This is a genomic window from Streptomyces sp. yr375, from assembly GCF_900110755.1.
GTDB lineage: Bacteria > Actinomycetota > Actinomycetes > Streptomycetales > Streptomycetaceae > Streptomyces.
Genome location: NZ_FOFF01000035.1, coordinates 74,013 through 94,748, shown reverse-complemented (window position 1 = coordinate 94,748; position 20,736 = coordinate 74,013). Strand labels below are relative to the sequence as shown.

At 73.6% G+C, this 20,736-nt stretch carries 2 protein-coding genes (1 of these 2 cut by a window edge); both read right to left on the bottom strand.

Annotation, left to right across the window (positions count from 1 at the left end; genetic code table 11):
* A partial coding sequence (locus tag BMZ82_RS42545) for a type I polyketide synthase (RefSeq protein WP_177244692.1) occupies positions 1–4,243 on the bottom strand: 4,243 nt, incomplete at its 3' end.
* Positions 4,244–4,320: 77 nt separating this feature from the next.
* A protein-coding gene (locus BMZ82_RS41320) for a type I polyketide synthase (RefSeq protein ID WP_093780172.1) crosses the window boundary here: on the bottom strand, positions 4,321–20,736 show its end. The gene runs 20,208 nt beyond the window's last position; 16,416 of the gene's 36,624 nt are visible here — the last part of the coding sequence; its start codon lies beyond the right edge, outside the window; it ends in the stop codon at positions 4,321–4,323.

Below are 20,736 nucleotides of genomic sequence, written 5' to 3'. Positions count from 1 at the left end.
CCAGACCCACACCACCCCACGGACCCCACCCCAACGACACCCCGACCAAACCCAGACCACGCCGGAACTCCGCCAACCCATCCAAAAACGCATTCGCCGCCGCGTAATTCCCCTGACCCGACGCACCCACACCACCCGACACCGAAGAGAAAAGAACAAACGCCTCCAGATCCAGATCACGCGTCAACTCATGCAAATTCCACGCACCCATTGCCTTAGCCCGCCACACACCACCCAACCGCTCACCAGAAAGCCCCTCCAGAACACCGTCATCCAACACACCCGCCGCATGCACCACCGCAGTCAACGGACAATCCGAAGAAATACCGTCAATCACCGCCCGCAATCCCTCACGGTCCGCCACATCACACGCCACCACCGACACCGGCACACCCAGCTCAGCGACCAGCTCCGCCGCACCCGGCGCATCCACACCCCGACGCCCCACCAACACCAACCGCTCAGCCCCACGCCCCACCAACCACCGCGCCACATGACCACCCAAACCACCCAAACCACCCGTCACCAACACCGTCCCCGACGGCACCCAGCCATCACCAGAAGACCCACGCTCAACAGGCACCCTCACCAAACGACGTACCAACACACCCGAACCACGCACCGCAACCTGATCCTCGGACCCTTGGCCCACCACCCCAACCAACCGCCCAGCCGCCCGCCCATCAAACACCGCAGGCACATCCACCACACCACCCCACCGCTCAGGCAACTCCAACCCAGCCACCCGACCCAAACCCCACACCCCACACTGACCCGGCGACACCACCCGATCCGAACCACCCACCGACACAGCCCCACGCGTCACACACCACAACCGCGCACCCACACCAACATCACCCAGACCCTGAATCAGTGCCAGGGATGCCGCAGGACCTCCATCGCCAAGGCCCAAGTCCGAGTCCGAGTCCAAGTCGAAGTCCAGGAGCGATACGACGGCGTCGAACTCGGGCTGCTGCTCAGACGTCGCTTCGGCCAGCGCCCGCGCGTACTGTTCCCGGTCGGGTGCGGTGGCGTCGAGGCGTACCACGACGATTCGCGGGGCTGCGGTCTCCAGGGTGGCGAGTACGGCGTCGGCGGCGGCGGAGTCGCAAGGTGCGACGACGAGCCAGTCGCCGGGGGCGGTGGAGTGGAGGGCGGCGGGCGGGAGTGGCTGCCAGTGGTCCTGGTAGCACCACTGGTCGGCGGCGTCGGCGGCCTGCCGCTGGCGTCGCCAGGACGCCAGGGCGGGCAGGACCTGGCTGGCGGGGCGGTCGCCGGCCATGCCGATGGTGTCGAGGAGACCGTCCAGTTCGGCGTTCTCGACGGCTGCCCAGAACTCCTCGCCGACCGGGTCGGCGGTGCTCTGCCGGGGAGCGGCCGGGGCGGCGGCGGAGGTCATCCAATAGCGTCGGCGCTGGAAGGCGTACGTGGGCAGATCCAGCGGCGTGGTGTCGGCACCGGTCCCGGTGCCGGTGCCGGCGTACAGCGCGGGCCAGTCGACGGCCGCACCGTGGCAGAAGGCCTGTGCCGCCGAGGTGAGGAAGCGGCGGGCGTCGCCCTGGCCGCGGCGCAGGGTGCCGATGGCGAGGGCGGTCGAGCCGGCCGCGTTCAGGGTGTCCTGGACGGGTCCGCTCAGCACCGGATGGGGGCCGGTCTCGACGAAGACCTGATGGCCGGCCGCCGCGAGCGCGGTGACGGCCTCCTGGAAGCGGACGGGGTTGCGCAGGTTGCCGTACCAGTAGGCGGCGTCGAGTTCGCCGTCGGCGACCCAACCGCCGGTGTAGGTCGACAGCATGGGGATGTCCGGCGTCTGGGGGGTGAGGCCGGCCAGGGCGGCGATGATGTCGTCCTTGACCGCTTCCACGACGGGCGAGTGGGAGGCGTACTCCATCGCCACCCGGCGGGTGCGCAGGCCGCGTGCGGCGCAGGCTGCGACGAAGTCGTCCAGCCGCCCGTTCTCGCCGGACACCACGACGGACTCGGGGCCGTTCACGGCGGCGACCACCGCGCCAACGCCAACGCCAGCGCCGTCGCCGAAGCCCGACAGGACGTCCTCGACCTCGGCCACGCCCGCTTCGACGGACACCATCCAGCCGTTGTCCGTGAGCTTGGCCAGTACCTGCGCGCGTACGGCCGCCACCCGGGCCGCGTCGTCCAGGGACAGCGCGCCGGCCACGTACGCGGCGGCGATCTCGCCCTGCGAGTGCCCGACCACAGCCGACGGACGTACGCCCACCGCCCGCCACAGCGCCGCCAGCGACACCATCACCGCCCACAGCACGGGCTGTACGACGTCCACGCGCTCCAACTCGGTGCCGTCGCCGTCCAGTACACCGGTCAGTGACCAGTCGACGTGCGGTGCAAGCGCCGCCTCGCACTCTGCGATCGCGGCCGCGAACACCGGTGACTCCGCGAGGAGTTCACGGGCCATGCCGGGCCACTGGCCGCCCTGGCCGGAGAAGACGAACACCACGCCGGAGCCCGTCGCCGCGCCGGTGACGACCTGGGGGGCCGGTGTGGCCGAGGCCAACGCCCCTAGTCCGGCGATGCGTTCGGCCGGGTCGGTGCCGAACACGACGGCGCGGTCGGCGAAGACGGTACGGCGGGCCAGGGCCCGTCCAAAGGCTGCCGGATCCAGCGGAGCGGCAGCGTCCAGGTAATCGGCCACATGATCCGCCAAGCGCTTCGCCTGGCCTGCCAGTGCGTCGGCGCCGTGGCCGGAGACCGGCCACGGCAGAACGACCGGGTCGGCGAACGGGCTTGGGGGGATGGGGAGTTCACCGGCCGCGGGGTCCGTCGAGGCTTCGGTCGCCGGGGCCTGTTCCAGGATCATGTGCGCGTTCGTGCCGCTGATGCCGAAGGACGACACCGCTGCCCGGCGCGGGCGGCCCGTCTCGGGCCACTCGGTAGCGGAGGTCAGCAACTCGACCGCGCCCGCCGTCCAGTCGACGTGCGGGGTCGGCTCGTCGACGTGCAGGGTGCGGGGGGCCAGACCGGCACGCATGGCGAGGATCATCTTGATGACGCCCGCCACGCCCGCCGCCGCCTGGGTGTGGCCGATGTTGGACTTCACCGAGCCCAGCAGCACCGGCCGGCCGTCCTCACGGCCCTGGCCGTACGTCGCCAGCAGCGCCTGCGCCTCGATCGGGTCGCCCAGCGCCGTACCCGTGCCGTGGGCCTCGATGACGTCGACCTGGTCGGCCGCGAGGCGGGCGTTGGCCAGGGCCTGGCGGATGACGCGTTCCTGGGCGGGGCCGTTGGGGGCGGTCAGGCCGTTCGAAGCGCCGTCCTGGTTGACGGCGGAGCCGCGCAGTACGGCCAGGACGCGGTGGCCGAGCCGCTGGGCGTCGGACAGCCGCTCCACGAGGAGCATGCCGACGCCTTCCGCGCTGCCGAACCCGTCGGCGCTCGCGGCGAACGCCTTGCAGCGGCCGTCCGAGGACAGGCCGCGCTGCTTGCTGAGTTCGGTGACGGTGCTGGGGTGGGTCATGACGGTCACGCCCCCGGCGAGCGCCATCGTGCACTCCTCACCGCGCAGCGCCTGGACCGCGAGGTGCAGCGCGACCAGCGACGACGAGCAGGCGGTGTCCACCGTGACGGCCGGGCCCTCCAGGCCGAGGGTGTAGGCGATGCGGCCGGACGCGGCGGAGGTGACGTTGCCCGTGAGCAGATGGCCCTCGACGCCCTCGGGCAGCGGGTAGACGCCCGAGGTGTAGCCGCTGTAGGCGGCCCCGAGGAAGACGCCGGTGCGGCTGCCGCGCAGGGTGCGCGGATCGAGCCCGGCGTGCTCCAGCGCCTCCCAGGAGGTCTCCAGCACCAGGCGCTGCTGGGGGTCCATGGCCAGCGCCTCGCGGGGGGAGATGCTGAAGAAACCGGCGTCGAAGTCGCCCGCGTCGTAGAGGAATCCGCCCGAGTCGGTGGACGCGGAGCCGGGCGCGCCGCCGTCACCGTCACCGTCGTCCGTACCGTCACCCTCCCCCATACCGATGCCCGGGCCGGCGTCGAAGACCTCGGCGGGCCAGCCGCGGTCGGTGGGGAACGGGCCGATCGCGTCCTGCTCGGAGACGACCAGCCGCCACAGCTCCTCGGGCCCGCCGACCCCGCCCGGGAAACGGCAGGCCATGCCGACGACGGCGATCGGCTCGCTGCCGGCCTCCTCGACCTGGCGCAGCCGCTGCCGGCTGCGCCGCAGGTCGGCGGTGACCCGCTTGAGGTACTCCCGGAGCTTCTCTTCGTTCTCCACGTGCTTCACCTATCGGGCGGTCGGGCCGGGGCGGGCCCGGGAAATATCGTCGGAGGGGCGGGTCGTCGGAGGACGGTTTACGAGAGGCCGAACTCTTCGTCGATCAGGTTGAACAGGTCGTCGTCGCTGGCGGTGTCGATGGCCGCCGTGTCGGAGGCGTCCGGGCCGGTGCCCGCGGCCGGGCCGCTCAGGTCGCGCCACCGGGAGAGCAGCGCCTCCAGGCGGGCGGTGACGGTGTCGTCGCCGTGGACCTGCGCGTCGATGGCGGCGAGGGAGGCTGCCAAGGCGTCGATCTCCTTCAGTACGGGGCCGGTCGGGTCGGCGGTGTCGTCGGCGAGACCGAGTGCGGTGCGCAGGTGGGCGGCGAGTTCGGCGGGGGTGGGGTGGTCGAAGACCAGCGTGGCGGGCAGTCGGACGCCGGCCACGGCGGCCAGCCGGTTGCGCAGTTCGACGGCGGTCAGCGAGTCGAAGCCCAGCTCCTTGAACGGCCGGTCGGCCCGGACCTCGTCGCCCGACGCGTGGCCGAGGACCACGGCCACCTGGCCGCGCACCAGGTCCAGCAGCGCGCGGTCCCGGTCGGCCGGGGCCAGCGCGGCCAGCCGCTCGGCGAGCGGCTGTTCCTGGCGGCCGGGCTCGTCGTACTGGCGGACCACCCGGCGGGCGGGGGTGCGGACCAGGCCGCGCAGCAGCGGGGACAGTGCCCCGGCCGCCGCCTGTGCCTGGAGCGCGGCCTGGTCGAACGGGACCGGGACGAGCAGCGGTTCGGGCCGGGCCAGCGCGGCGTCGAACAGGGCGAGGCCCTGCCGCGTGTCGAGGGTGCGGGTGCCGCCGCGGGCGACCCGGCTGCGGTCGGCGTCGCCGAGGTGGCCGGTCATGGCGCTGTCCTGCTCCCACAGGCCCCAGGCCAGCGAGGTGCCGGGCAGGCCGTGCCCGCGCCGGTACTGCGCGAGGCCGTCGAGGTAGGAGTTGGCGGCGGCGTAGTTGCCCTGGCCTGCCGCGCCGAAGGTGGCGGCCGCGGAGGAGAACAGGACGAAGGCGGACAGGTCCAGGTGCCGGGTGAGATCGTGCAGGTGCCAGGCGGCGTCGGCCTTGGGCCGCAGGACGGCGGCGAGCCGGTCGGCGTCGAGCGAGCCGATGACGCCGTCGTCCAGGACGCCCGCCGCGTGCACCACGGCGGTCAGCGGGTGCGCGTCGGGCACGGTGCCAAGCGCGGCGGCCAGTGCGGCGCGGTCGGCGGTGTCGCAGGCCGACATGGTGACGTCGGCACCCAACTCGGTGAGTTCGGTGCGCAGTTCGGGTGCGCCGGGGGCGTCGGGGCCGCGTCGGCTGAGCAGCAGCAGGCTGCGCACGCCGTGTTCGGCGACCAGGTGCCGGGCGAGGAGCCGGCCGAGGGTGCCGCTGGCACCGGTGATCAGTACGGTGCCGTCCGGGTCGAGCGGCGTCGGGAGCGTCAGTACGACCTTGCCGATGTGCCGGGCCTGACTGATGTGCCGGAAGGCGTCGCGGGCCTCGCGGATGTCCCAGGTGCGGATCGGCAGCAGCCGCAGCGTTCCGTCGCCGAACAGCTTCAGCAGCTTGGTGAGTAGCTGTCCGATGCGCTTGGGTCCGGCCTCGCTGAGGTCGAAGGCCCGGTAGGCGACGCCCGGGTGGGCCTCGGCGACGGTCTCGGGCTGCCGGACGTCCGCCTTGCCCATCTCCAGGAACCGGCCGCCGCGCGGCAGCAGCGTCAGTGAGGCGTCGACGTATTCGTGGGCCAGCGCGTTCAGGACGACGTCCATGCCGCGCCCGCCGCTGACGGTCAGGAACTTGTCGGCGAAGCCGGTGTCGCGGGAGGAGGCGATGTGGTCGTCGTCCAGGCCGAGTTCGCGCAGTACGTCCCACTTGCCGGGGCTCGCGGTGGCGTACACCTCGGCTCCGAGGTGCCGGGCTATCTGTATGGCGGCCATGCCGACGCCGCCCGCTCCCGCGTGGACGAGGACCGTCTCGCCGGGCCGTAGCGCGGCGAGGTCCGTGAGGGCGAAGAGTGCGGTGAGGAAGACGATCGGCACCGAGGCCGCCTGGGTGTGGCTCCAGTCGTCGGGGACGCGGGCCAGCAGGCGGTGGTCGGTGACGGCGAGCGGTCCGTAGCCGCCGCTGAACATGCCGAACACCCGGTCGCCGGGGGCGAGTTTGCTGACGCCGGGCCCGGTCTCGAGGACCACGCCCGCGCCTTCGCTGCCCATCAGCGCCGCGTACGGCTCCAGGCCCATGGCGATCAGCGCCTGGCTGAAGTCCATGCCGAGCGCGATGAGGACGTCCCGGAAGTTGACGCCGCCGGCCCGCATGGCGACGCGGACCTCGCCGCGCCGCAGCCGGGCGTCGTCCGCCGGGACGGGCAGCAGCGCCAGGCCGTCCAGGGTGCCGTCGGCGGCGGGGGTGAGCCGCCACGCGGTGGTACCGGCCGGCGGTACGAGTGTCCCGGCGGTCGCGGTACGGGCCAGCCGCGGGGCCAGCAAAGCGCCGCCGCGTACGGCCAGTTGAGGTTCGTCGCTGTGCAGGGCGGCGAGCAGCGCGGACGGGACCGTCCCCTTCGCGGCGCTGTCGGCGTCGAGGTCGACCAGCCGCAGCCGCAGCGGGTTCTCCGACTGGGCGGAGCGGGCCAGCCCCCACAGGGCGGCCGCCGCCGGGTCGGGGGCGGTGTCCTGCGGACCGGTGGCAAGGGCACCCGTGGTCACCAGGACCAGCGGGGTGTCGGCGAGCCGGTCGTCGGCCAGCCACTGCTGAAGGGTGACCAGGAGGTCGCGGGTGACGGCGTGAGCACGGCCGGCGGAGTCGCCTCCGGTCAGGCCGACCAGGCCAGTCAGGCCAGTCGTCAAGTGCAGGAGTGCTGGGCGGTCTGCCGGTACGTCTCCTGCGTCCAGGGCGGCGCACAGTGCGGCCTGGTCGGTGTAGGCGGTGACGGGGCCGGTCTCTTCGGCGTCGGCCAGGAGCCGGGCGAGGCCGAGCGGGTCGGGTCCGAGCACGGTGCAGCCCGCCGTGGACTGGGTCCGGGCCGTGGCCTGGGTTCCGGTGGTTACGGGGGTCCAGTCCATGCGGTACAGGGACTGGGTGGTGTCGTCCTGGTCGGGGGCGGTGGCGGTGAGGAGTTCGGGGGCGATCGGGCGCAGGATCAGGGAGTCGGCGGTGGCGACCGGGCTGCCGGTGGTGTCGTACGCCTCGACGGTGACGGCGTCCGGGCCGGCCGGGGTGAGTCGGACCCGCAGTTCGGCGGCTCCGGTGGCGAACAGGGTCATGCCGGTCCAGGCGAACGGCAGCAGGGCGCGCGGTTCGCCGGACTGGTCGACGAGCCCGGTCTGCTCGTCGAGGCAGATGGTGTGCAGGGCCGCGTCCAGCAGTGCCGGGTGCAGGCCGTACGCGGCTGCCTGCTCGCGGTGCTCCTCGGGCAGCGCCACCTCGGCGAACACCTCGGTGTCGCGCCGCCACACGGCCCGCAGCCCCTGGAAGGCCGGGCCGTAGCCGTAGCCCCGGCCGGTCAGCCGCTCGTACAGGCCGGTGAGGTCGATCGGTTCGGCTCCGGACGGCGGCCAGGCGGCCGGGTCCAGGGCGGGTACGGTCTCGGCCGGCGCGGGCGCGAGGGTGCCGCCCGCGTGCCGGGTCCAGACCGGCTGCCCGGTGAGGTCGGCGGGGTCCTGGCGGCTGGAGTGCACCTCCAGGCTGCGGCGGCCGTTGCCGTCCGGGGCGCCGACGGCGACCTGGACGCGCACCGCGCCGCGTTCGGGGAGCACCAGCGGGGCTTGCAGGGTCAGTTCCTCGACCTGGCCGCAGTCGGCCTGGTCACCGGCGTGTCCGGCGAGTTCGAGGAACGCCGTGCCGGGCAGCAGTACCGCGCCCATGACGGTGTGGTCGGTGATCCACGGGTGCCCGTCAGCGGTAAGGCGGGTGGTGAACAGCAGCCCGCCGTCGGCGAGTTCGACGGCCGCGCCCAGCATCGGGTGGGCGCTGGCGCGCAGTCCGACGGCCGAGACGTCGCCGCCGAAGGCGACGGCGGACGGCTGCGGCCAGTACCGCCTGCGCTGGAAGGCGTACGTCGGCAGCTCCACGTGCCGGCGGTCGGCGGCCGGAAGCAGTCCGGCCCAGTCGGCCTCTGCGCCGTGCACGTAGGCCTGGGCGAGCGAGGTGAGGAAACGTGCGGGCCCGCCGTGGTCGCGTCGCAGAGTGCCGACGGCATGCGCGCCGCCGCCTGCGGCGTCCAGGGTGTCCTGGACCGGGGCGGTCAGCACCGGGTGCGGGCTGACCTCGACGAACACCTTGTGTCCTTCGGCGGCCAGGGCCTGTACGGCGTCGTGCAGCAGGACGGGGTTGCGCAGGTTCTCGTACCAGTAGTGGGCGTCCAGTTCCTTGCCGCCGACCCAGGCGCCGGTGTTGGTGGAGAACATCGGGACGTCGGCCGTGCGCGGTTGGACCGGGGCGAGCGAGGACAGCAGCTCGGGCCGCAGCACCTCGACCCCGGCGGAGTGCGAGGCGTAGTCCACCGCCACCTTGCGGGCCTGAACGCCGAGTTCACCGCAGCGGGTGAGGAAGCGCTCCAGGGCCTCGGCCTCGCCGGAGACCACGACGGACTCCGGTCCGTTGACGGCGGCGATGCCGACAGCGGCCACAGCTCCGTCGCCGTCTGCGGAAACGTCGTCTGCGAAGGTGTCGAGCAGTTCGGTGACGCGGGCTGCCGAGGCCGATACCGAGGCCATGCCGCCGGTTCCGGCCATCCGGATGATCGCCCGGGAGCGCAGCGCCACGATCCGGGCGGCGTCGTCCAGGGACAGCGCGCCGGCCACGTACGCGGCGGCGATCTCGCCCTGCGAATGCCCGACGACCGCAGACGGACGTACACCCACCGCCCGCCACAACGCCGCCAGCGACACCATCACCGCCCACAGCACCGGCTGCACGACGTCCACCCGCTCCAACTCGCTGCCGTCACCGCCCAGTACACCGGTCAGCGACCAGTCGACGTACGGTGCGAGCGCGGCCTCGCACTCCGCGATCGCGGCCCCGAACACCGGGGATTCCGCGAGGAGTTCACGGGCCATGCCCGCCCACTGCGAGCCCTGGCCGGGGAAGACGAACACCACGCCGGACCCGGCGGCGGTGCCCACCGCGCCCGCTGCCGGCTCCGCGCCTGCCGCCACGGCCTGTGCCTGGGCGGTCAGTTCGGCCAGATCGCGGCCGAGCAGGACGGCGCGGTCGCCGAACACCGTACGTCCGGTGGCCAGGGCGCGGCCCACGGCACGCGGGTCGGCCGCCGGGTCGGCGACGGCGAACTCGGCGAGGAGGGCGGCCTGTTCGGCCAGTGCCTCGGGGGTACGACCGCTGACGACCCAGGACACGAGGGCGTCGTCGCCCGCCGCGAACGCGAGGGGCGGTGCGCTCTCGGCGGCCGGGGAGGCAGGGGCCTCGATGAGATCCGTGACCCCATCGGTTTCCGGGGCGGCTTCGAGGATGGTGTGCGCGTTGGTGCCGCTCACGCCGAACGACGACACCGCCGCACGGCGCGGCCTGCCGGTCCGCGGCCAGTCCCGCGCCTCGGTCAGCAGCTCGACCGCGCCGGCCGACCAGTCGACGTGCGGGGTCGGCTCGTCCACGTGCAGCGTGGCGGGGAGAACGCCGTGCCGCATCGCCATGACCATCTTGATGATGCCCGCGACACCGGCGGCGGCCTGGGTGTGCCCGATGTTGGACTTCACCGACCCCAGCCACAGCGGCTGTTCGGCGTCCCTGCGCCTGCCGTACGTCGCCAGCAGCGCCTGCGCCTCGATCGGGTCGCCCAGGGAGGTGCCGGTGCCGTGCGCCTCGACGGCGTCGATGTGGTCCGGCGTCAACTGTGCGCCGGCCAGGGCCTGTCGGATGACCCGCTGCTGCGAGGGGCCGTTGGGGGCGGTCAGGCCGTTGGACGCGCCGTCCTGGTTGACGGCGGAGCCACGGACCACCGCGAGCACCCGGTGCCCGTTGCGGCGGGCGTCGGACAGCTTCTCCACGAGGAGCATGCCCGCGCCCTCGCCCCAGCCCGTGCCGTCCGCGCCCGCCGCGAACGCCTTGCACCGGCCGTCGAAGGACAGCCCGCGCTGGCGGCTGAACTCGATGAACGCGCCGGGCGTCGACATCACCGTCACACCGCCGGCCAGTGCCATGTCGCACTCGCCGGAGCGCAGCGCCTGGATGGCCAGGTGCAGGGCGACGAGGGAGGACGAGCAGGCCGTGTCGACGGTGACCGCCGGGCCCTCGAGGCCGAAGACGTAGGACAGCCGGCCCGAGACCACGCTCGCCGAGCTGCCGGTGCTGCCGTAGCCCTCGGCCAGTTCGGGCGAGCCGAGGAACAGGCCCATGTAGTCCTGGCCGTTGGAGCCGACGAACACGCCGGTGCGGGAGCCGCGCAGGGTGGTCGGGTCGAGGCCCGCGCGCTCGACGGCCTCCCAGCCGGTCTCCAGCAGCAGCCGCTGCTGCGGGTCCATCGCCAGCGCCTCACGCGGCGAGATCCCGAAGAAGTCGGCGTCGAACATGCCCGGCGCGGTCAGGAAGCTGCCGGTGCGGGCGTACGAGGTGCCGCGCCGGTCGGGGTCGGCGTCGTAGAGCGCTTCGAGGTCCCAGCCGCGGTCGGTCGGGAACTCGGTGACGGTGTCCTGTCCGCCGAGCACCAGCTCCCACAGTTGCTCGGGCGTGCTGACGCCGCCGGGGAAGCGGCAGGCCATGCCGACGATGGCGATCGGCTCGTCGTCGGCGGACCCGGCGGTCCGGACGGCGAGCGCGCCGTCCGCCCCGTCGCCGGGAAGGGCGTCGCCGAGCAGTTCGTCGCGCAGGTGGGCGGCGAGCACGGTCGCGGTCGGGTAGTCGAAGACGAGGGTCGCGGGCAGGGCGAGGCCGGTGGCCGCGCCGAGCCGGTTGCGCAGTTCGACGGCGGTCAGCGAGTCGAAGCCCAGGTCCTTGAAGCTGCGGCCGGGTTCGACGGACTCGTACGAGGCGTGGCCGAGCGCGATCGCCACATGGGTGCGGACCAGGGTCAGCAGGGTGCGGTCGCGTTCCTCGCCGGTGCGTTCCGCCAGTTCGGCGCGGAGTACGGCGGCCCGGTCGGCCTCGGCCGCGACGCTGCGGGAGAGTTCCTCGACGGCGGCGCGGGCCTCGGGGATACGGCTGATCAGTCGGCTGGGCCGGGCGGAGACCTGGGCGGTCACCAGCCGCTCCCAGTCCACGTCGGCGACGGTGAGCAGCGTGTCGCCGTGGTCGATCGCCCGGTGCAGGGCGGCGACGGCCGCGTCCGGGGCCATGGCGGAGACTCCGCCGCGTTCCATCCGGGCGCCGGTCGCCTCCTCGCCCGCCGCCATGCCGCCGCCCGCCCAGGGGCCCCAGGCGACGGCGGTGGCGGGCAGTCCGGCGGCCCTGCGGTGCTGGGCGAGGGCGTCCAGGCCGGCGTTGGCGGCGGCGTAGTTGCCCTGGCCGGCCGCGCCGAGGGTGCCCGCGATCGACGAGAACAGCACGAACGCGGTCAGGTCCAGGTCGCGGGTCAGCTCGTGCAGGTGCCAGGCGGCTTCGGTCTTCGCGGCCAGTACGGCCGTCAGCCGCTGCGGGGTCAGCGCGGCGAGTACGCCGTCGTCCAGCACACCGGCGGCGTGCACGACGGCGGTCAGCGGCCGGTCGGCCGGGACGGAGTCGATGAGCGCGGCCAGCGCCGTACGGTCCGAGGTGTCACAGGCCACGACGACCGGCTCGGTGCCCGCCGCCGACAGTTCGGCGCACAGCTCGGCCGCGCCGGGCGCGGCCGGGCCGCTGCGGCTGGCGAGGAGCACGCGCTCGGCACCGTTACGGGCCAGCCAGCGGGCGACGTGACCGCCGAGGGCGCCGGTGCCGCCGGTGACCAGGACGGTTCCGGTCGGCCGCCAAGGCGACGCGGGCTCGGCGGACTCGGCGGTGGTGATCGGGGCACGCTCCAGCCGCGCGCCGTAGGCGGCCGAGGAACGCACGGCCACCTGGTCCTCGGCGGGAGCGGGCTGCGCGAGTACGGCCAGGAGACGGTCAACGATGCGCTCGTCCAGGACGGTCACGGCCCTGACGTCCGCGTTCTCGTCGGCGGGCAGGTCGATGAGGCCGCCCCAGCGGTCCGGGTGTTCGAGTGCGGCGACGCGGCCCAGTCCCCACAGCTCGGCCTGGCGCGGCCGGGCGGGGCCGTCGTCCTGCCCCGCCGCCACGGCTCCGGCGGTGACACACCACAGCGGAGCGCTGATTTCGGCGTCGCCCAGGGCCTGGAGCAGGAGAAGGGTTGCCTCAAGTGCGTTGTGCGGGGCCAGGGTTGCGAGGAGGGAGAGCACGCCGGTCGGCTGCCCGCTGCCCTCGTCGTCGGCCGCCGTCGCGCGCAGGACCGCCGCCAGGCCGTCCCGGGTCTCGTCGGCCGCCGCCACCTGTCGTACGTCGGCGCCTCGGGCGGTCAGCGCCGCGAGGATCGCTTCGGGAGCGGTGCCGTCGGCCGGGGTGACGACCCACCAGGTGCCGGTCAGCGGAGTCGAGGCGGCCGGCGCGAGCGGCTGCCAGCGCATGCGGTACCGCCAGGTGTCGGTCAGTTGCCGCTGCCGGCCGCCCCGGCGCCAGGCCGTGAGCGCGGGCAGTACGGCGCCGAGCGGGCCGCTGTCGTCCATCCGCAGGGTCGCCGCGACGGATTCCAGGTCCTCTCGTTCCACGGCCTCCCAGAACCGGGCGTCGACCGTGTCACTCTCGCCGCTCCCGCCACTGTCGCCGCTCCGCGCGCCGAGCGGCCGGGCCTGCTCGGGCCAGTAGCGCTCACGCTGGAAGGCGTACGTCGGCAGCTCGACGGGACGCGCCCCGGACCCGGCGAACAACGCCGACCAGTCCACCGCCACACCCCGCACGAACGCCCCGGCCGCACCGGCGACCAGCGACTCCGCTTCCGACCACCCCGTCCGCAGCACCGGCACACCGGCACCCTGCGGAACCAGCGCGGACAACACCCCACCCGGACCGACCTCGACGAACGTCACCACGCCACGGCCTTCCAGCACCGCGACACCGTCGGCGAACCGGACGGCCTCACGGACATGCCGCACCCAGTACTCGGGCGAGCACAGGTCTGCCGCCGTGGCCAGTTCACCGGTCAGGTTCGAGACGACCGGGATGCGCGGGGCGTCGTACGTCAACCCCTCGGCCACCGACCGGAACTCGGCCAGCATCGGATCCATCAGCGGGGAGTGGAAGGCATGGCTGACCGTCAACTTCTTTACGCGCAAGCCCTGTTCACGCCAGCGCGACTCCAACTGCCCAACGGCTACTGCATCACCGGACACGACAACCGACGACGGACCGTTCACCGCCGCGATCGCGACCCGCTCGTCCAGTTCGGGTCGTACGTCCGCCTCGGTGGCCTCGACGGCCAGCATCGCGCCGCCCACCGGCAGCGCACCCATCAGCCGGCCACGCGCAGCCACCAGCGTGCAGGCGTCCTCCAGGGACCAGACACCGGCCACGTACGCGGCGGCGATCTCACCGATGGAGTGACCGGCGACGAAGTCGGGCGTCACGCCCCACGACTCCAGCAGCCGGAACAACGCCACCTCGATCGCGAACAGCGCCGGCTGGGTGAACTCCGTGCGGTCGATCAACCCCGTCGCGTCCTCGAAGAGGACATCCCGCAGCGGGCGGTCCAGCAGTTCGTCGAAGCGGGCGCACACCGCGTCCAGGGCATCGGCGAACACGGGGTAGGCGGCGTACAACTCACGCCCCGCACCTGCCCGTTGGCTGCCCTGCCCCGAGAACAGGAACGCAGTCCGGCCTTCCATCGCCGTACCGCGAACCACACCCGGCGCCTCCGCGCCTTGCGCCATCACTGCCAACCCGCGCTCCAGCGCAGACCGGTCACGTCCGAAAACCACCGCATGGTGATCGAACGTAGAGCGGCCGTGCGCGAGGGAGTACCCCACTTCGACCGCGTTAGCCCCATGACCTGGGCCCCCTATCCACTGCGAGAGGCGAGTTGCCTGCTCCCGCAGGGCCGATTCGCCCCGACCTGACACGATCCACGGCACCACACCGCCGTACACGGAGGCCTCGGGGGTCTCGGTGGTCACAGGGGTGTCGGTGGTCTCGGGGGCGGGTGCTGCGGGCTGTTCGATGATCACGTGGGCGTTGGTGCCGCTGATGCCGAACGCGGAGACGCCCGCGCGGCGGGGACGGTCGTGGTCGGGCCATTCGGTGGCGGCGGTCAGCAGGCGTACCGCGCCCTCCGACCAGTCCACGTGCGGAGTCGGCTCGTCCACGTGCAGCGTCTGCGGGAGCACGCCGTGCCGCATCGCGAGCACCATCTTGATCACGCCCGCCACACCGGCGGCGGCCTGGGTGTGGCCGATGTTGGACTTCACCGAGCCGAGCAGGAGCGGGTGTTGGGCCTCGCGGCCCTGGCCGTACGTCGCCAGCAGGGCCTGCGCCTCGATCGGGTCGCCCAGCGCCGTACCCGTGCCGTGCGCCTCCACGACGTCGACCTCGGACGTGCCGAGCCCCGCGTTGGCCAGGGCCTGGCGGATCACCCGCTGCTGGGACGGACCGTTGGGGGCCGTAAGACCGTTGGACGCGCCGTCCTGGTTGACCGCCGAGCCGCGCACCACCGCGAGGATCCGGTGGCCGTTGCGCTCGGCGTCGGACAGGCGCTCCACGAGCAGCATGCCCGCGCCCTCGCCCCAGCCGGTGCCGTCGGCTGCGGAGGCGAACGCCTTGCAGCGGCCGTCGGCCGACAGCCCGCGCTGCCGGGAGAACTCCACGAACGCGCCCGGGGTGGACATGACGGTGACGCCGCCCGCCAACGCCATGTCGCACTCGCCGGACCGCAGCGCCTGCGCGGCCAGGTGCAGGGCCACCAGCGAGGACGAGCACGCGGTGTCGACGGTCAGCGTCGGCCCTTCGAGGCCGAAGGTGTAGGCCAGCCGCCCGGAGACGACGCTCGCCGCGTTGCCGGTGCCGACATGGCCTTCGCCGCTGGCCGCGCCGAGGAGCAGCGCCGGGTAGTCCTGGCCGTTGGTGCCGACGAAGACGCCGGTACGGGAGCCGCGCGCCGACCGGGGGTCGATGCCGGCCCGTTCGAAGGCCTCCCACGAGGTTTCCAGCAGGAGCCGCTGCTGCGGGTCCATCGCCAGCGCCTCACGCGGCGAGATCCCGAAGAACCCGGCGTCGAAGCGGTCGGCGTCCGTGAGGAACGCGCCGACGCGGACGTACGAGGTGCCCTGGTGCTCGGGGTCGGGGTGGTAGAGCGCGTCCAGGTCCCAGCCGCGGTCGTCTGGGAACTCGCCGACCGCGTCGCGGCCGTCGGCCAGCAGCCCCCACAGCTCCTCGGGCGAGTCGATGCCGCCGGGGAAGCGGCAGCCGATGCCGACGATGGCCACCGGTTCGTCCACCGGTGCCGCCGCCGTGGCCGACGGCGGTGTGGGCTCGGCGGCGCGACGGTCGCCCAGCAGGCGTTCGAGGAACCAGTCGGCCAGGGCCAGCGGGGTGGGGTGGTCGTAGACCAGGGTGCTGGGCAGGCTGAGCGCGGTGCGCGCGCCGAGGCGGTTGCGCAGTTCCACGGCGGTCAGTGAATCCATGCCCAGTTCGTTGAACGGGCGTTCCTCCGGGACGGCCGAGGCGGAGCTGTGGCCGAGCACGAGCGCGGTCTGCTCCCGTACGAGGTCGAGCAGCAGCGCGGCGCGTTCCGGCTCGGACAGCGTGGCGAGCCGGTCGGCCAGGGTGTCGCCGCCGGTGCCGGGCTGCGGCTGGGTGCCGGGTGTGTCGCTCACGTGGTCCAGGGCGCGGACGGCGGCCGGGATGCCGGTCAGCAGCGGTGCCGGGCGGGCGACGGCCAGGCCGGGCGCGAAGCGCGTCCAGTCGACGTCGGCCACGACGGCGGACGGCGCACCGCCGGACACCGCGAGGTGCAGGGCGTCGAGGGCGGACTCCGGGGTGAGCGGGGTCAGGCCGGCGCGGCGCAGCCGGGCCTCGGTGGTGTCACCGTCGGCGGCCATGCCGGTGCCCGCCCAGGGGCCCCAGGCGACGGCGGTGGCCGGCAGGCCGAGGTCGTGCCGGTGCCGGGCGAGCGCGTCGAGGTAGGCGTTGGCGGCGGCGTAGTTGCCCTGGCCCGCGCCGCCGACGCTGCCGGAGAGGGAGGAGAAGAGGACGAACGCGGTCAGGTCCAGGTCGCGGGTCAGCTCGTGCAGGTGCCAGGCGCCGAGGGCCTTGCCCGCCAGGACGGCGGCCAGCCGCTCGGGGGTCAGGGCCTCCAGCACGCCGTCGTCGAGGATGCCCGCCGTGTGCACCACGGCGGTCAGCGGGCAGTCGGCCGGGACGGCGTCGATGACGGCGCTCAGGGCTTCCCGGTCGGCCACGTCACAGGCCACCACGGTCACCGTCACCGTGTCCTGTATGCCCTCCAGTTCCGCGAGTTCCGCGAGCAGTTCGGCGGCTTCGGGCGCGTCCATGCCCCGGCGACTCAGCAGTACCAGCCGCTCCACGCCCTGCTCCGCGAGCCGACGCGCGACCCGGCCGCCGAGACCACCCAGGCCACCGGTGACCAGCACCGTGCCGGACGGCTGCCAGGTGCCGGCCTCTTCCATGTCCGTGCGCCGCAGGGGTGCGGGACGGAGTCGGCGTACGAACACGCCGGACGGCCGTACCGCGACCTGGTCCTCGGCGCGCTGGCCGAGCACCCGCGCCAGCCGGGCGGCGGACCGCTCGTCCACCGACTCGGGCAGATCGACCAGCCCACCCCAGCGCTGCGGGTGTTCCAGCGCCGCCACCCGGCCCAGACCCCACACCACGGCCTGCCCCGGCGCGGCCAGCCGGTCGGCACGACCGACCGCCACCGCACCACGCGTCGCACACCACAGCGGTGCCTCGACCCCGGCATCACCGAGTGCTTGCAGAAGCGTCAACTCATTTGTGTCTGAAGGTTGTTCGGGCGAGTCGTCGCCGCCAAGGAGGGACAGGACCCCGGTCAGTTCGTGGTCGACGGCCGTCTCGCGGAGCCGGTCGGCCAGCGCGGCGCGGTCCTCGGTGCTGCCGACCTCGCAGCGGATCGGCTCGACGCCGGTCGCGCGCAGCGCCGCCAGCCAGGCATTGGCCCAGTCCGGCCGGGCCGTCGGTACGGCTACCAGCCAGGTGCCGGAAGCTGCGGCGTCGGCTGCTTCGGCGTCGGCCCAGGGCTGCCAGCGCTCCTGGTAGCCGCAACTGTCGACGAGCGACGCCTGCCGGTGCCTGCGACGCCAGGACGACAGCAGCGGCAGGGCGGTCGCCAGCGTCTGGCCGGCCTCGTCGGCCTCGGCCCCGGTGAGCCGTAGCGCCCCGGTGACCGCAGGCAGGTCGCCGCTCTCGATGGCGGCCCAGAGCTGAGCCTCCTCTTGCGCCACAGCCGCGTCGGGCAGCAGATCGGCGGCGGTGAGCGTGGCGGACTCCAGCCAGTACTGCTGGTGCTGGAAGGGGTAGGTGGGCAGGTCTACGGGGCGGAGATCACCGCTGCCGTTCCCGTTCCGGTTACCGCTGCCGTTGCCGGTCAGGTACGCCGACCAGTCGACGGCGGGGCCGTGGACGTGGAGGGTGGCCAGCGCCGCCAACAGGGCCGCGTCCTCGGCACGGTCGCGGCGCAGTGCGGCGACCAGGACCGAGGCGGTGGGACGGGCGACTTCGGCGTCCGCTTCCGCGATCGTGCCCTGCGCCATGGCCGTCAGGACACCGTCGGGGCCCAACTCCAGGTAACGGCGGACACCTTCACGGTGAAGCGTACGGATGCCGTCGGCGAACCGGACGGCCTGACGGACATGCCGGACCCAGTACTCGGGCGAGCAGAGTTCGTCGGCCGTGGCGATCTCACCGGTCAGGTTCGAGACGACCGGGATGCGCGGGGCGTCGTACGTCAGGCTCTCGGCCACGCGGCGGAACTCCGCGAGCATCGGATCCATCAACGGCGAGTGGAACGCGTGACTGACCGTCAACTGCTTGACGCGCAGGCCCTGTTCACGCCACTTCGACTCCAGCTCGCTGACGGCTACGGCATCACCGGACACCACGACCGACGACGGACCGTTCACCGCCGCGATCGCGACGCGCTCGTCCAGTTCGGGACGTACGTCCGCCTCGGTCGCCTCGACCGCCAGCATTGCGCCGCCCTCGGGCAGCGCACCCATCAGTCGGCCTCGCGCAGCCACCAGCGTGCACGCATCGCCCAGGGACCAGACACCCGCCACGTACGCGGCAGCGACCTCACCGATCGAATGCCCCGCTACGAAGTCCGGTCGTACGCCCCACGACTCCAGCAGCCGGAACAGCGCCACCTCGACCGCGAACAACGCGGGTTGGGTGAACTCCGTCCGGTCGATCAACTCCCCGTCCTCGAAGAGCACTTCACGCAACGGACGGTCCAACAACCCGTCGAAGCCCGCGCACACCGCATCCAAGGCAGCCGCGAACACCGGATGGGCCGCGTAAAGACCACGCCCCATACCCGCGCGCTGTGCGCCCTGGCCGGTGAACAGCCAGGCCGTGCGTGTGCCGGATGTGGCGGTCGCGACATGGGCCGAGGGGATCTCGCGGCCGTCGGCGACGGCTGCCAGGGCCTCCAGCAGTTCGGCTCGGTCGGTGCCGAGCGTGACCGCCCGGTGGTCCAGGACCGCGCGCCGGGTGGCCAGGGAGAACGCCACGTCCTGGGCGCGCAGTTCCGGTGCGGCCAGGAGGTGGTGCCGCAGCCGGTCGGCGGCGGCTCGCAGTGCCTCGTCGCTGCGGGCCGAGAGCGGCAGGGCCACCAGGCCGGGAGCCTCTGTGCGCGGCGGCTCGGCAGCCGTGTCGCCCTGCTCGATGACGACGTGGGCGTTGGTGCCGCTGACGCCGAAGGAGGACACGCCGGCCCGGCGCGGACGGCCGGTCTCGGGCCACTCGGTGGTGGCGGTCAGCAGTTCGACGGCACCCGCCGTCCAGTCGACGTGCGGGGTCGGCTCGTCCACGTGCAGGGTCTGCGGAAGCACACCGTGCCGCATCGCGAGGACCATCTTGATGACGCCGGCGACACCGGCGGCCGACTGGGTGTGGCCGATGTTGGACTTCACCGAGCCGAGCAGGAGCGGGTGTTGGGCCTCGCGGTGCTTGCCGTAGGTGGCCAGCAGGGCCTGCGCCTCGATCGGGTCGCCGAGAGCCGTGCCCGTGCCGTGTGCCTCGACGGCGTCGACGTCGGAGGGGGTGAGGCGGGCGTTGGCCAGCGCCTGGCGGATGACCCGCTGTTGGGCGGGGCCGTTGGGCGCGGTCAGGCCGTTCGAGGCCCCGTCCTGGTTGACGGCCGAACCGCGCACCACCGCCAGCACCTCGTGACCGTTGCGTCGGGCGTCCGAGAGCCGTTCCACGACGAGCACACCCGCGCCCTCGGACCAGCCGGTGCCGTCGGCCGCGGCCGCGAACGCCTTGCAGCGCCCGTCGGTGGACAGGCCGCGCTGCCTGCTGAACTCCGTGAAGATGCCCGGCGTCGCCATCAGCGTCACACCGCCGACCAACGCCATCGAGCACTCCCCCGCCCGCAGCGCCTGACCCGCCAGATGCAGCGCGACGAGTGAGGACGAGCAGGCGGTGTCGACCGTGACAGCGGGGCCCTCGAAGCCGAACGTGTACGCCAGTCGGCCCGACACCACACTCGGGGTGTTACCGGTCAGCAGGTGCCCCTCGACGCCCTCCGGCATCCGCAGCAGGCCCGTGCCGTACCCGGAGGCGGCGGCGCCGATGAACACACCGGCGCGCGAACCACGCACCGTCGCCGGGTCCATGCCCGCGCGCTCCAGCGCCTCCCAGGCGGCTTCCAGCAGGAGCCGCTGCTGCGGGTCCATCGCCAGCGCCTCACGCGGCGAGATCCCGAAGAACCCGGCGTCGAAGCCCGCCGCCTCGGCGACGAAGCCGCCCCGGCTGACGTACGACGTACCGGCTCGCTCACCGTCCGCGTCGAACAACGCCTCCAGGTCCCAGCCGCGGTCGGCGGGGAAGTCGCCGATGGCGTCGCCGCCGTCCAGCACCAGGTTCCACAGTGCCTCGGGCGACGCGATCCCGCCGGGGAACCGGCAGGCCATGCCCACGATCGCCAACGGCTCGTCCGCCGCCGCGCCGCCGGCCGTGCCGGTGGTGGCGGCAGCCGGGACGACCGCCGCCTGCGGGACGGTTCCCGCGAGTTCGGCCAGGACGAAGTCCGCGAGCGACTGCGGGGTCGGGAAGTCGAAGACGAGGGTCGCCGGCAGCCGCAGGCCCGTCGCCGTATTGAGGTGGTTACGCAGTTCGACGGCGGTGAGGGAGTCGAAGCCGAGGTCCTTGAAGGCCCGGCTCGGATCCACGTCGGCGGCACCGCCGTGGCCCAGCACGGCCGCCGCGTGCGCCCGCACCAGTTCCACCACGACCCGTCGGGCCTCGGCCTGTTCCAGACCCGCCAGCCGCGCCACGAGCGACTGCTCGGCGGACGCCGACACATCGCGCGCCCT